The organism is Oceanicola sp. D3 (assembly GCF_006351965.1).
Classification (GTDB): Bacteria; Pseudomonadota; Alphaproteobacteria; order Rhodobacterales; family Rhodobacteraceae; genus Vannielia.
The window spans coordinates 184059-197980 of sequence record NZ_CP040932.1; the positions used below are offsets into that span (position 1 = coordinate 184059).

Sequence of the window (13922 nt, forward strand, 5' to 3'; positions counted from 1 at the left end):
AGCACTATTCCAATGGCCAAGAAAATTCGCCTGTCGTTCGACGACGGCCCAAAACCCGTGTCAGCGCTCACCCAGATTCTGAAAACCCTCGAAGACAACAAAATCATCGCCGATTTCTACGTGAACGGCGTCGAAATGGAGGACTCCGGCGGAAAGGCGGCGGTGCAAGCCATCCACGCGGCGCACCACAAGGTTGAAAACCACGCCTTCCACCACGTCAAACTAAGCCCGCTGCCAATCGAAAAACTCCGCGAAGAGGTGCGCAGCAATCAGCAGATCATCAAGGATGCCATCGGCGTGGCCCCCACCCGGCTGCGCCCGCCCTACGGGGATGGCATGTGGACCAACCCCAAAGACCCGGAACTCCTGCAAGTGGCTCAAGAAGAAGGCCTAACCATTACCCTCTGGCGGGTCGATACCGAAGACTGGAAGGCCCCCATGGCGGGCAAGTGGGATTGGGTCATGGGCGAGGTCCAGAAATGGGCGACGAAAGACCTCAACGACGTGCTCATGCATGTGCTCGACACCACCGCCCGCGACCTGCCCGAGCTCATTACGCGCCTGAAGGGGGCCGGCTATGAGTTTGGTTAGGCTCACCGCGCTCTCACTGCTCGTCTCGGTCGCCCTCGCAGGCTGCCGCGAGGAAGACACCGCCGCCGCCTCTCTGGCAGAGGCCGCAGCAAGCTACCGTGAAAACAGCGATGCCGCGAGCCTTGAGGCCGTCTCTCAACAGATCGGGCCGGGCACCAAACGCGCCGAGGTGGAAGAGCTGATCGGCCCGCCCACCTATTCGCCGGTGGAGGGGGTGGCGATGTATGCCTCCGAAGACCGCCAGAAGGTGGGAGAACGTGAGCTGACGCTGGGCCTCATCGTCGATTACCGCGACGCCGACGCGCAGCTTACCGACAGCGTCCAAACCGTCAGCTACGGCCCGATCGGGGAATAAGCGCCAACAGCCGCACCCCGGCAAACGAAAAGGCCGCCCGGGTGGGGCGGCCTCGAAAGCCTTGGCAGCTTTTGCGTTCGGGCTTAGCCGTTCACGCTGTCTTTCAGAGCCTTGGCGATGGTCATCTTCACCACCTTGTCGGCCTCTTTCTTGATCTGGTCGCCGGTGGCGGGGTTGCGCACCATGCGCTCGGGGCGCTCGCGGCAGTAGATTTTGCCAACACCGGGAAGGGTCACGGCACCGCCGGCAGACACTTCTTTGGTGATGATTGCGGTGATCGCTTCCAGCGCCGCGGCAGCCGACTTCTTGTCGCTGTCCAGTTCTTCGGCGATTGCAGCGACCAGGGCAGTCTTGGTCATCGGTTTGGTTGCCATGTACTTGTCTCCTCGTAAGTGACCCATCTGTGGGTCTTATGTTCGGCAAAACTACGCCATCTTGCGGCGTCCCACAACGTTTAGTGGCCTTCAAGTCAATAAATCAAGGCGTTTTCTGGGGTTTTTGGCCTCAAAGGAAGGCGGTTTCGTCGAAACTGCGCAATTTCCTGCTGTGGAGGCGCTCCAGCGGCATGGTGCGCAGGTGTTCCATGGCCCTTATGCCGATCAACAGATGGTTCGCAACCTGTGATTTATAGAACTCCGAGGCCATACCAGGCAGCTTCAACTCGCCATGCAGCGGCTTGTCGCTGACGCACAGAAGCGTGCCGTAGGGCACCCTGAAGCGGAAGCCGTTGGCCGCAATCGTGGCGCTCTCCATATCCAGTGCAATCGCCCGACTCTGGCTGAGCCGCTGCACCGGGCCGGACTGGTCGCGCAGCTCCCAGTTGCGGTTGTCGATGGTGGCCACCGTGCCCGTCCGCATGATCCGCTTCAGGTCAAACCCTTCCAGCCGGGTCACATCGGCCACCGCCTTCTCCAGCGCAATCTGGATCTCCGCCAGCGGCGGGATCGGCACCCAAACCGGCAGGTCATCGTCCAGCACGTGATCTTCGCGCAGGTAGGCATGGGCGAGCACAAAATCGCCAAGGCTCTGGCTGTTCCGCAACCCGGCGCAATGGCCTACCATCAGCCACGCATGGGGCCGCAGCACGGCAATATGGTCGGTCGCCGTCTTGGCGTTTGACGGGCCGACGCCGATGTTTACCAGCGTAATCCCCGCGCCATTCTCCGCCTTCAGGTGATAGGTCGGCATCTGGGGCATCTTCGTCGGCGCGATGATCTCGGCCTCCGGGTCGGTGATCTCGACGTTCCCGGTGCTCACAAAGCTGGTGTACCCGCTCTTCGGATCGGCCAGCACATGCCGGGCGTAGGCCTCAAACTCCTCCACGTAAAACTGGTAGTTGGTAAACAGCACGTGGTTCTGAAAATGATCCGCCGCCGTGGCGGTGTAATGGCTGAGCCGGGCCAGCGAATAGTCAATACGTTGCGCGCTGAACGGGGCCAGCGGGTGGCTGCCATCTTCGTGGAGGTAACCAAAGTCATCCACAATCGCATCGTTCGTGGTGCTCAGGTCCGGCACATCAAACACATCGCGCAGCGGATAGCGCATCGCCCCGTCCTGCGGCACCGTCACATGGGCATCATTGGCCACCGCAAAATGCACCGGGATCGGGGTGGAAGACGGCCCGATCAGCACCGGCTGGCGGTGGTTGCGAATGAGCAGGCCGATCTGCTGTTTCAGATACGACCGAAACAGGTCTGGCCGGGTGACCGTGGTGGTATAGGTGCCCGGCCCGGCGACATGGCCAAAGGCAAGGCGGCTGTCGGTCTTGGCGTGGCTCGTCGTGGTGATGCGGATCTCTGGGTAAAAGGCCCGGTAGCGCACCGAGGGCGCATCGCCCATGACCGCCTCGCTGAAGTGCCGTGACAAAAACCGCGTGCTGTCGTGATACAACTCCTCAAGGCGGGCCACCGCCTTGCCCGGATCGTCGAACAGCTCTGCCTCTTGGCCGTCCGGCGTTACCACCGGGGTGATCTGATCGCTTGCGTTCATGTCGCCCCCTCCTCAAACAGCTCCGTCAGCTCAAACTTCGTAACATCCACAAGCCCGAGGTCCGAAATCCTGAGTTCGGGTATCACGACCAGCGCAAGGAGAGAATGCTGCATATAGGCATTATTGAGCGTGCAGCCGCAGGCTTCCATGGCGCTCACCATCTGCGCCGCCTTCTCGGCAACCTCCTGCGCGGGGCTATCGCTCATCAGCCCGGCAATCGGCAGTTCCACCAGCGCCAGCTCCGCCCCATCCTTCCAGACGGTCACGCCGCCGCCTACCTCGCCCAGCCGGTTGGCGGCCATGGCCATCATCTCCCGGTCCGTGCCGACAACGATCATATGGTGGCTGTCATGGGCCACCGTCGAGGCCATCGCCATGCGCCCCTCGTAGCCGAAGCCTTTCACAAAGCCGTTGGTCACACCACCGGTCCCCCGGTGCCGCTCCACCAGCGCAATCTGGCAGGTGCCATCCGCGCCCTCGGCCACGCCATCCACCACCGGCAAGTCTTCGGTGAGGGCCTTCGTCGGCGCTTGGTTCTCGACCACGCCAATCACCCGAGCGCGAACCGAGTTCGCCCCCTCCGGCGCTGTGATCACAAAATCCGCTGCACCAAGCGACTTGCCTAGGTTCACCGTTGCCCGCGCATGATCCGGCCAGTCCAGATGCGGAAAATCGACACTAACCTTGCCGTTTTCCGCCACCAACTGCCCCTTGGCCCAAACCTTCTCAATCGGCAGGGCCTTCAGGTCGGAGGTCAAAATCACATCCGCCCGCCGCCCCGGCGCGATGGAGCCAAGCTCCCGCTCCAGCCCGAAATGCGTGGCGGTGTTCACCGTCGCCATCTGCAAGGCAACCAGCGGCTCGCAGCCGCAGTCAATCGCATGGCGCACCACCCGGTTCATATGCCCGTCATTCACCAGCGTGCCCGAGTGGCAATCATCCGTGCAGAGGATAAAGTTGCGCGGGTCCAGCCCCTTCTCGGTCACTGCCGTGATCTGGCTTTCCACGTCATACCACGCACTGCCCAGCCGCATCATCGAGCGCATCCCCTGCCGCACCCGCACCACAGCATCCGCCTCGCCGGTGCCCTCATGGTCATCCGCAGGACCGCCGGCCACATAGGCATGAAACGCCGGGCCAAGATCGGGCGAGGCATAATGCCCGCCCACCGTCTTGCCCGCCCGTTGCGTGGCGGCAATCTCGGCGAGCATCTTGGCATCGCCCGCGCTCACACCGGGAAAGTTCATCATCTCCCCCAGCCCGATGATCCCCGGCCATTCCATCGCCTCAGCCACATCCTCGGGCGTAATCTCAAAGCCCGTCGTCTCCAGCCCCGGCGCGGAGGGCGCGCAGCTTGGCATCTGGGTAAAGATCGAAACCGGCTGAAGCAGAGCCTCATCGTGCATCAGCCGCACGCCCTCCAGCCCCAGCACATTCGCAATCTCATGCGGATCGGTAAACATCACCGTCGTGCCATGCGGGGTGACGGCCCGGGCAAACTCCGCAGGCGTCAACATGCCGCTCTCGATGTGCATATGCCCGTCACACAGCCCCGGGATCAGATAGCGCCCCTCGGCCTCCACCACCTCGGTGCCGTCCCCGATGCAATGCGAGGCATCCGGCCCGACATAGGCAAACCGCCCCGCCTTCACCGCAACCTGCCAGCCGTCGAGCACCTCGCGGCTCTGCACGTTCACCAACCTGCCGCCACGGATCACCAGATCCGCCGCCGCGCGCCCTGCGGCCGCCGCCACCAGTTCCGGTGCCGCCTCCGCCCATGTTTTGAAATCAGCCGTCATGGCGCAATTGTCCATGGCGCGCGGCCATCCGCAACCCCTGCCGGAACCGCCCCCGCGTCACCGGCGTTTTCAGCCCATGAACGCCGCGCCCGCCTCCCTCGTCTACTACCCCGACAGCCGCCCCGGCATTGCCCGCCGCCGCTGCGGGCGCGGCTTCACCTATACCGCGCCGGATGGCACCACCATCGACGACCAGAAAGAACGCGCACGCCTCAAGTCACTTGGCGTCCCGCCTGCCTACGAGGAAGTCTGGATCAGCCCCAAGGTCAACGGCCACCTGCAAGCCACCGGCGTCGACACCCGCGCGCGCAAACAGTATCGCTACCACCCGGATTGGACCGCCTATCGCGCCGCCACCAAATACGCCGAACTCCCCGCTTTCGGAGAGGCCCTGCCCGCCATTCGCCGCCGTGTCGCCCGCGACCTCACCCTCGACGCGGGCGAAGAGCCTTTCGCCCTCGCCGCCGTCATCGCCATGATCGACAGGCTCTCTCTGCGGGTCGGAAACAGTGACTATGCCGCCGAAAATGGCACCTATGGCGCCACCACGCTCCGCTCCCGCCACCTGCGGCTGCAGGATGGCGACCTGCACCTTGGCTATACCTCCAAAGGCGGCAAGAAGGTGCGGCGCAAGATCGGCAACAAGCGGATGCAGCAAACCCTGCAAAAGCTCGATGACCTCCCCGGCGCCGAGCTGGTGACATGGGTGGATGAGGAGGGCGAGCCGCGCACCATAAGCTCCTCGCGCGTCAACGACTGGCTGGCCGACATCACCGGAACGCCGGGCATCACCGCCAAAACCTTCCGTACATGGTCAGGCTCCGTCGCGGCGCTGGAGGCGGCGAGTTTGGCCGAAACGGTCACGATCAAGGGCATGTCCGAGGCTGCCGCCAAGCGCCTCGGCAACACCCCCACCATCGCCCGCAACAGCTACATCCACCCCGCCGTCATCGACCTCGCCAGCGACCCATCCGCCCTGCCCGATACCGCGCAAGACCGCCCCGGCCTGCGCCTCGCCGAGCGACGGCTGCTAAAGCTCATCGCCCGCTGGACACCCTAGGCAGTGGCCCGCTCCGCGCCTTATCACCCTCTTGACCCGCTGGCAGGGCCGACTATTCGTTGTCCAATGCAAAAGGGTCTCTTTTCCAGCCTGCCAAGCATCAGCAATTGGCCCGATCGAACCGATCTTTCGGCGGCGAGCGGCTGGGCTCTGCGCAACGGCCTCGTCGATGCGGGCGACTTTCTCTGCCTTATCAGGCCAGATGACACATCGCTGCTCTGGTGCGATGGCAGCGGCTGCACCCCGGATGACATTCGCACTGGCCCGCCCGAGGGGATCGGTGCCACCCTTGCCGTCGCGCTCACCGCCCTGCCCGACACGCGCTGCCTGCTCTTCGCACGCCCGCCCCAAACACGGGCGCTGGCCGCGCTGACCGAGAGCCAGTTGCAGCCGATCTGCCCTGATTCCTCTTTGTTTCACCACAAACATCTGGTCGATTCCGACTTCGGCGGGCGCACGCCAGAAGATGAGGGCGGCCGTCTCGCCGCCCTGCTCTCCGCCCCCAGTCTCCGCGCGGCGCTGATCGGCAACCAGGGCGTGCTTACCTTAGGCCCCCGCGTGTCTCTCGCGCTCTCCTACCTGCATCGCTTCGAGCGGGCTGCCGGCACCTATCTGCGCGCCCTCTCCACCGGCCACAGCCTGCGCCGCCTCCCCGACGAGCTCGCATCCACCCAGCCCGAGCCGGATGCCGAGGCCTTCTTTGCCGCCGTAAAGCAGCAAAACAGTGCCTGACGCACCGGGGAAAACCCTGCTCTCTCTCGGTCACGGCTATTCCGCCCGCGCACTCGCCGCGCGCCTCGCGCCCGCGGGGTGGACGATCATCGGCACCACCCGCAGCGAGAGCAAGCTGCAGGCCCCACACGCCGAAATGCACCTCTGGCCCGGCACCAATCTTGCACCGCTCGCCGCCCGCGCCAGCCACATTCTGCTGAACGCCGCGCCCACGGAAGAGGGAGACCCGTTTCTGCCCGAAATAGGCTCTATCCTTGCCGAAAGCGCCCCTGTCTGGCTCGGCTACCTCTCCACAACCGGCGTCTATGGTGACCATGCAGGCGGCTGGGTCGACGAGCAAACGCCGCTCTCCCCTTCCACCCGGCGCGGCGAGATGCGCACCCAGGCCGAGGCCGCGTGGCAAGCGCTGGCCGCTACCCACGATCTACCCCTGCACATCTTCCGCCTCGCCGGCATCTACGGCCCCGGGCGCGGCCCATTCGCCAAGGTGCGGGCGGGCAAGGCCCGGCGGATCATCAAGCCCGGTCAGGTGTTTTCGCGGATCCATGTCGAGGACATCGCCCAAGTGCTCGCCGCCTCCATGGCCCGGCCCGATCCCGGCGCGGTGTACAACCTCTGCGATGATGATCCTGCGCCGCCGCAAGACGTCATCGAACACGCCGCCAATCTCCTCGGCCTCCCCGTGCCACCCGCAATTTCTATCGAAGACGCGGAACTTTCTCCCATGGCCCGCAGTTTTTATGCCGAGAGCAAGCGGGTGAGGAATGACCGTATCAAGCGAGACCTTGGAATCGAGCTCCTCTACCCGACGTACCGGGACGGGCTCAGAGCACTCCTCGAAAGAGAGTGACATTCGGTCGTTGTCCGATGTGCTGGACGCGCTCGACGGGCTGACATCTGCCAAAACAGTTTCGGTTCAGGACTTGCTCGAAGAGGTGGGCGTTCGCGCCTTTGCGCCCCTCATCCTGATTCCCGCCCTCATTCTCGTCACACCGATTTCGGGCATCCCGGGTCTGCCAACCCTTGGCGCGGTGCTGATCGGGCTGGTGATTGTGCAAAAACTGCTTGGGCGAGAGCATCTTTGGCTCCCCGGGTGGCTGACCCGCCGCAAGGTTCGGGGCGAGAAGTTGGCAGATGCCGTCGACTGGATGCGCAAGCCCTGCCACTGGATCGACAAACACTCCCGCAAACGCCTCAGCCCCTTGGTCTCGCGCCCCGCAAACTTGCTGGCGGCGGTTGTGATCACACTCATCTGCGTGATCATCCCGTTCTTGGAACTGCTGCCAATGGTCACCTCGCTCTTCGCGGTGGTCATCAGCCTCTTTGCCATCGGGCTCCTGCTCCGCGATGGGTTGTTTACACTGGTTGGCTATCTTTGGATCGGCGTTGCGGCGGGTGCGATTTACTGGCTGACGGGCTAAACAGGCTCTGTTCAGGCGCGTTTTGAGCCAATCTGCGCCACATCCAGCACGCTCAACACCTTCGCTTCGATCTGCTCGGCATTCATCGCCGCCTCAGCCCACATGTCGCGCGGGCTGGCCTGGTCGATGAAGGTATCGGGCAGCACCATCGAGCGAAACTTCAGCCCCTCATCAAACACGCCTTCCTCGGCGTAGAGCTGCGCCACATGGCTGCCAAAGCCGCCAATCGCGCCCTCCTCGATTGTGATCACGGCGTCATGCTCAGCGGCGAGCCGCAGGCAAAGCTCCTTGTCCAGCGGCTTGGCAAAGCGGGCATCGGCAATCGTTGGCGTCACGCCGCGGGCGGCCAGCGCCTCTGCGGCCTGCATCACCTCCGCCAGCCGCGCCCCGAAGGACAGCAGCGCCACGCCTTTGCCCTCCTGAATCACCCGGCCCTTGCCAATTTCCAGCGGAATGCCGCGCTCCGGCATGTCCACACCCATGCCCTCGCCGCGCGGATATCGGAAGGCAATTGGCCCGTCGTCATGCGCAGCCGCCGTGGCCACCATGTGCCGCAGCTCCGCCTCATCGGCAGCGGCCATCACCACGAACCCGGGCAGGTTGGCAAGGAAGGCCACATCAAACGCGCCCGCATGGGTTGCCCCATCGGCGCCCACCAGCCCGGCCCGGTCGATGGCAAAGCGCACCGGCAGGCGCTGGATCGCCACATCATGCACCACCTGGTCGTAGCCGCGTTGCAGAAAGGTGGAGTAAATCGCGCAGAAGGGCCTCAACCCGCCCGCCGCCTGCCCGGCCGCAAAGGTAACGGCATGCTGCTCGGCGATACCCACATCAAACACCCGCCCGGGGAAGTGCTTGCCCACAAGGTCGAGCCCCGTGCCATCCGGCATGGCGGCGGTCACAGCGGTGATGCGCGGGTCGGCCTCCGCCTCCTGAATCAGGCTCTCTGCAAAGACTTTCGTATAGCTCGGCGCATTGCTCGGCGCCTTTTTCTGCTTGCCGGTGACCACATCGAACTTGGCAACACCATGCCCCTTGTCGGGCGCCTCTTCGGCGGGCGCATAGCCCTTGCCCTTCTTTGTGATCACATGAATCAGCACCGGCCCATCTGCCCGCGCCTTTACCGTGCGCAGCACCGGCAGCAGCTGCTCCATGTCGTGCCCGTCGATCGGCCCGACGTAAGAGAAACCCAGCTCCTCAAACATCGTGCCGCCCACCGTCACGCTCTTCAGCAGCTCCTTGGCCCGCCGCGCGCCCTCCTGGAACGGCTCTGGCAACAGGCTCACCGCCCCCTTGGCCGCCGCCTTGAACTCCTGAAACGGCGCACCGGCGTATAGTCGGCTGAGGTAGGCACTCATCGCGCCGGTCGGCGGGGCGATCGACATCTCATTGTCGTTCAGCACCACGAAAAGCCGCTTGCCGAGGTGGCCTGCGTTGTTCATCGCCTCATAGGCCATGCCCGCACTCATAGCGCCATCGCCGATAACGGCAATCGCATCGCCCAGCGGCGGATCGGCAGGCGCGCCAAGATCACGGGCCACGGCAAAGCCCAGCGCCGCGCTGATACTGGTGGAGGAATGCGCCGCGCCAAACGGGTCATAGGGGCTTTCGGAGCGTTTGGTGAAGCCGCTCAGCCCATCCTTCTGGCGCAGGGTGCGAATGCGGTCGCGCCGCCCGGTCAGGATCTTGTGGGGGTAGCACTGGTGCGACACGTCCCAAACCAGCCGGTCGCGCGGGGTGTCAAACACCGCATGAATCGCCACTGTCAGCTCAACCACGCCAAGCCCGGCCCCAAGGTGGCCGCCGGTCTGGCTGACGGCATCAATCGTCTCGGTGCGCAGCTCACCCGCCACCTGCAGCAGCTCGCTATCGCTCATCTGGCGCAGGGCGGACGGGTCATTCACCCGGTCGAGAAGCGGCGTGGCTGGGCTCTGGCTCATTCTGGCCTCCTAACTGCGGCGGGCAATAACGAAACGCGCGACCTCCCGCAACGTTTCCGCCGACGGCCCGTAGGGCTCCAGCGCCGCAATGGCGCCTTCCACGAGCTCAGCGGCACGTTTCCGCGCAGGCTCCAGCCCGAGAAGCGAAACAAAGGTCGCCTTGCCCCGGGCCGCATCCTTTCCAACCGCTTTGCCTACGGTTTCTGCGCTTCCCTCTACATCCAATATGTCATCAAAGATTTGAAAGGCCCGCCCGATTGCATCGCCATAATGTCGCAGGGCAGCACTTTGAGCGCCCGCCATGCGCGGCCCGGCCAGCGCCGACCACGTGATAAGCGCCCCGGTTTTCCCGGCCTGGAGGGCCTCGATCTCGGGCAGGGTCAGCGGCGTTTCGGCGGTTTCGGCGGCAATGTCAGCCGCCTGCCCACCCACCATGCCTGCCACGCCCGCGGCCTCTGCAAGGCTCTGCACCAGCGCAATCCGCGCCTCCGCAGGCAGGTTTGCACCGGCGATCAGCTGAAACGCGAGCGATTGCAGCGCATCGCCCGCCAGCACCGCCGTTGCCTCATCCCACTTGCGATGCACCGTTGGCTGGCCCCGCCGCAAGTCGTCGTCATCCATGCAGGGCAGGTCGTCATGCACGAGGCTATAGGCATGCAGCGATTCAATCGCCCCGGCCACCGGCCCTGCCTCTGCTTCCACGCCATAGAGCCGCGCCGATTCCACCACCAGAAGCGCCCGCAGCCCCTTGCCGCCCGCGCAGGCATAGCCCATCGCCTCGGCCACGCGCCCGCCGTCCGGCACGGCACCAGCAATCGCCGCGCTGGCCAACTCACGGGCCTCAAACAGTCTCTGTTTCACGGCAAAACGCCCCTAGTCGACGTCCAGCGGCTGGGTGCCCGTGGGCGCGCCCTCGGCGTCGGTGGTGATCTTGGCCACCTTTTCCTCGGCGGCCTTCAGCAGAGCATCACACTTGGCGCGCAGCTCCGAGCCACGCTGATAGAGGGCAATCGAATCTTCCAGCGGCACGTCTCCGCCTTCCAGACGGCCCACCACATTCTCCAGCTCGCGGATCGCCTCCTCGAAGCTCATCTCAGCCACCGGCTTCTCGCTCATCTTTCGCCCCGCTTCATCAAAACCTTCACATGCGCCGCCGTGCTCGCGGCCAGCGCCTCCAGATCATATCCGCCCTCCAGCGTCGAGACCACCCGGCCCCCGGCATGGGCATCCGCCACATCGCACAGCCGCTCCGTTGCCCAGGCAAAATCCTCTTCCACGAGGTTCATCTGCGCCAAAGGGTCGGCGCGGTGGGCATCGAAGCCAGCAGAAATCAGCACGAGCTCCGGCGCAAAGTCATCCAGCGCCGGCAGCACCTCGGCCTCCATCACCCGGCGAAACCCGGCAGAGCCCGTGTCAGGCGGCAACGGCACGTTCATCACGTTGTTGTCGCCCCCAGTCTCATGCTGCGCACCCGTGCCCGGATAGAGCGGCGATTGATGGGTGGAGATGAACAGGCAGCGGGTTTCATCCCACAGCAGGTCTTGCGTGCCATTCCCGTGGTGCACGTCAAAATCCATAATCGCCACGCGGTTCAGCCCATGCACATCCAGCGCGTTTTTTGCCGCGATAGAGACGTTTCCGAACAGGCAAAAGCCCATCGGCGTTGCCTTCTCTGCATGGTGGCCCGGCGGGCGAGCAGCAACAAAGGCATTCTGCGCCGCACCGCGCATCACCCGCTCCACCGCCGCCACGCAGCCCCCCGCGCCACGCAACGCCGCCTTGAGCGAACCGGCCATCACATGGGTATCGGCATCTATCGAGTCCCAGCCATCGCCCGCCGCCTCAACGGCGCGTTCCACCGCCGCCACATGCGCTTCGGGATGCACCCGCAGCAGCTCGGCCCGGTCGGCCAGCGGGCAATCATGCCAGTCCAGTGCCGAAAAATCCGGCCCTTCCAGCACCTCCAATATCGCCTCAAGCCGGTCCACCCGCTCGGGGTGGCCGGGGGGCGTGAGGTGCTTCAGGCAGTCGTCATGGGTGAATACAGCGGTTGTCATGGCGCTACCCTGCCGCGCCGCGCCCGCACTCGCAAGCTACTCGGGCACACGAAACGTGAGCGAGGCCCAAAGCGAGCGCCAAACAGGCCCGGCGTCCACGTCGTCATTCTGGGTGCTCTGCACAATCACGGAATCCACCAAGTACTCATGGCCCGGCGTCACATCAAAGCGAACGCGCCCGCCACGCGTGGTCGTCAACTGAAACACCTCAACGCTCCCATCGGGCGCCTTGTCGAACACCTCCACCTGAGTGTCCCCCAGCTTGGCACCGTAGTGGTAAAGATCCACCAGCATCCCGGCGCCAAGATTGTCGGCGTAGGGGTTCAGCACGGCAACAAGCTCGAGATCCAGCCCCACCTCAACATCCGCGCCCTCGCCGTGCCCCACACCAATAAGCGCCTTGGCATAGCGGCGGTAAGCCTCTTTGAAGCCCGCGTCCGGCAGGCCGCGCTGGCGGTGTACCTCTTCGAGAAACGCCCAATCCTTATGGGCGAGGAAGCGTTTGAACACCTCGATGTCCTTGTAGGTCACCGTCAGGTCGCTGGTTTCATGCACCGCCACGTTCAACCCCTCCTCCGGGGCCGGGACGTTGAGCGCCGGGCGGTCCCCCACCCGCGGCGTCACCTCTGTCTTGCCCGCCGGGGAGGCCACAAAGAACTGCTCCGAGCGCCCGGGCACAAACACGTAACCCCCGCCTTTGAACTCTTGCCCTACCCGGAACTCCGCGCTTAGCGTGCCCCCAGCCGGCACCTGATAGGCATCAGGCGAAATCCAGAATTCATGAGCCTGCGCGGGAAGCGCGGCGATGAGGCAGAAAGCGAGCGAAGCGAAACGCATGAAGACCCTTACCCTTTGGCAGTCCCTACGAACACTGGCACTCGCCCTCCTGCTGTCAACCCACGCCTCCGCGAGCGCCGCGCATGAGTTGAACCCATCCGTGGCCGATGTGACGGTTTCGGCAGAAACAGTGACACTGCAGGTCACTCTCAACGCAGAGGCCATTCTGGCCGGGGTCGATCAATCCGCCGGAGAAAACACCGACGATGTGCCACAGGCCGAGGCCTATGACGCCCTGCGCGCCCTTCCCGCGGAAGAGCTTGCAAGCCGTTTGCGGGCTGTCTGGCCGGAGTTGCAGGATGATTTCGAAGTCTTGGCAGGCGATGCGCCCGTCTCCCTCACGCTGGGCGAGGTGTCCGTCGCGGAGGTGCCCGATGCGTCTCTCCCGCGCGACACAACGGCTGTGATCACAGGCGCCCTGCCGCCCGGAGACGCGCCCGTTACCATCGGCTGGGCCTCCGCCCTTGGCCCGCTGATCCTGCGCCAGATGGGTGGTGGAGAAGATGCCTATTCCGATTTCCTCAACCCCGGCACCAGCAGCCAGCCTCTGCCCCGCTCGGGTGAGGTCGTTACAGAAGGCGGGTTTGCGCTTTTTGGCCGCTATATCGTGGTTGGCTTCGAGCACATCATCCCCAAGGGGCTGGATCATATTCTCTTCGTGCTCGGCCTTTTCTTCTTCTCGCTCCACCTGCGCCCGCTGCTCTGGCAGGTCACGGCCTTCACTTTGGCGCACACCGTCACGCTGGCGCTCGCCAGCCTGAAGATCGTGCTGATCCCGGCAGCCGTGGTGGAACCGCTCATCGCCGCCTCCATCGTCTATGTCGCCGTCGAGAACATCTTTGGCGGGCGGCTCGGGTGGTGGCGCATCGTCGTTGTCACCCTCTTCGGCCTGCTGCACGGCCTCGGCTTTGCCTATGTGCTGGGCGATGTCGGGCTGGAGCCATCGCGGTTCCTGGCAGGGCTGATCGGCTTCAACATCGGCGTCGAGATAGGGCAACTCACCGTGATCGCGCTCGCGTTCCTGACCGTGGGCTACTGGCTGGGACAGAAGCCTTGGTATCGCCGCGCTGTCGCCATCCCCGCCTCCCTCGCAATCGCCGCCATTGCCGCCTTCTGGGTGGTGGAGCGCACGCTGCTCTGA

Annotated in this window: 15 protein-coding genes; 7 read left to right on the top strand and 8 right to left on the bottom strand. The window is 64.6% G+C overall.

Annotated features, from left to right (window positions below):
- The first annotated feature begins 12 nt into the window (after window positions 1-12).
- A complete protein-coding gene (locus tag FHY55_RS00955; protein WP_140012405.1) occupies window positions 13-591 on the top strand; it encodes a polysaccharide deacetylase family protein in 579 nt (192 codons plus the stop codon).
- Window positions 578-946, top strand: coding sequence for a hypothetical protein (locus tag FHY55_RS00960; protein WP_140012406.1), 369 nt, complete (start codon window positions 578-580; stop codon window positions 944-946). Before FHY55_RS00955 ends, FHY55_RS00960 begins: the two co-directional genes overlap by 14 nt.
- Before the next feature lie 83 nt (window positions 947-1029).
- Here the strand turns inward: FHY55_RS00960 and FHY55_RS00965 are convergent, their stop codons facing one another.
- From FHY55_RS00965 to ade, 3 genes are all read right to left on the bottom strand, one after another.
- Entirely contained in the window at window positions 1030-1320 is a 291-nt protein-coding gene (locus FHY55_RS00965) for an HU family DNA-binding protein (protein WP_140012407.1), read from the bottom strand.
- A gap of 130 nt (window positions 1321-1450) precedes the next feature.
- Window positions 1451-2935 carry an AMP nucleosidase gene (locus FHY55_RS00970; protein WP_140012408.1) on the bottom strand — a complete coding sequence of 495 codons (1485 nt, stop codon included), beginning with the start codon at window positions 2933-2935 and terminating at the stop codon, window positions 1451-1453.
- A complete protein-coding gene (gene ade, locus FHY55_RS00975; RefSeq protein WP_140012409.1) occupies window positions 2932-4734 on the bottom strand; it encodes an adenine deaminase in 1803 nt (600 codons plus the stop codon). The genes FHY55_RS00970 and ade overlap by 4 nt, the downstream gene beginning before the upstream one ends.
- Before the next feature lie 76 nt (window positions 4735-4810).
- On the opposite strand from ade, the gene FHY55_RS00980 reads away from it, so the two are divergent.
- The 4 genes from FHY55_RS00980 (at window position 4811) to FHY55_RS00995 (ending at window position 7947) form a co-directional block, all read left to right on the top strand.
- Window positions 4811-5794 (top strand): DNA topoisomerase IB, encoded by a 984-nt coding sequence (locus tag FHY55_RS00980; protein ID WP_140012410.1) that lies wholly within the window; start codon window positions 4811-4813, stop codon window positions 5792-5794.
- A 66-nt stretch (window positions 5795-5860) separates the two neighbouring features.
- The gene (locus FHY55_RS00985; RefSeq protein WP_140012411.1) at window positions 5861-6526 is read left to right on the top strand and encodes a class II aldolase/adducin family protein; all 666 of its coding nucleotides are present in this window, start codon (window positions 5861-5863) and stop codon (window positions 6524-6526) included.
- Complete coding sequence (locus FHY55_RS00990; RefSeq protein ID WP_140012412.1) at window positions 6519-7376, top strand: SDR family oxidoreductase; 858 nt, start codon at window positions 6519-6521, stop codon at window positions 7374-7376. The genes FHY55_RS00985 and FHY55_RS00990 overlap by 8 nt, the downstream gene beginning before the upstream one ends.
- A gap of 19 nt (window positions 7377-7395) precedes the next feature.
- Window positions 7396-7947: an exopolysaccharide biosynthesis protein gene (locus tag FHY55_RS00995; protein WP_254695476.1), complete on the top strand. Its 552-nt coding sequence runs from the start codon at window positions 7396-7398 to the stop codon at window positions 7945-7947.
- An 11-nt stretch (window positions 7948-7958) separates the two neighbouring features.
- Here FHY55_RS00995 and dxs read toward each other — a convergent pair whose 3' ends face one another.
- Genes dxs through FHY55_RS01020 form a run of 5 tightly spaced genes read right to left on the bottom strand, consistent with a single transcriptional unit; the run spans window position 7959 to window position 12781 of the window.
- Window positions 7959-9887 carry a 1-deoxy-D-xylulose-5-phosphate synthase gene (gene dxs / locus FHY55_RS01000; protein ID WP_140012414.1) on the bottom strand — a complete coding sequence of 643 codons (1929 nt, stop codon included), beginning with the start codon at window positions 9885-9887 and terminating at the stop codon, window positions 7959-7961.
- A gap of 9 nt (window positions 9888-9896) precedes the next feature.
- Entirely contained in the window at window positions 9897-10748 is an 852-nt protein-coding gene (locus FHY55_RS01005) for a polyprenyl synthetase family protein (protein WP_371707142.1), read from the bottom strand.
- Window positions 10749-10760: 12 nt separating this feature from the next.
- Window positions 10761-11003 (bottom strand): exodeoxyribonuclease VII small subunit, encoded by a 243-nt coding sequence (locus tag FHY55_RS01010; RefSeq protein WP_140012415.1) that lies wholly within the window; start codon window positions 11001-11003, stop codon window positions 10761-10763.
- On the bottom strand, window positions 11000-11944 hold the full coding sequence (locus tag FHY55_RS01015; protein ID WP_140012416.1) for a histone deacetylase family protein: 945 nt from the start codon (window positions 11942-11944) through the stop codon (window positions 11000-11002). The genes FHY55_RS01010 and FHY55_RS01015 overlap by 4 nt, the downstream gene beginning before the upstream one ends.
- Before the next feature lie 36 nt (window positions 11945-11980).
- Entirely contained in the window at window positions 11981-12781 is an 801-nt protein-coding gene (locus FHY55_RS01020; RefSeq protein ID WP_140012417.1) for a DUF4198 domain-containing protein, read from the bottom strand.
- On the opposite strand from FHY55_RS01020, the gene FHY55_RS01025 reads away from it, so the two are divergent.
- Window positions 12780-13922, top strand: coding sequence for a HupE/UreJ family protein (locus tag FHY55_RS01025; protein WP_140012418.1), 1143 nt, complete (start codon window positions 12780-12782; stop codon window positions 13920-13922). The two genes, FHY55_RS01020 and FHY55_RS01025, sit on opposite strands and share 2 nt — an antisense overlap.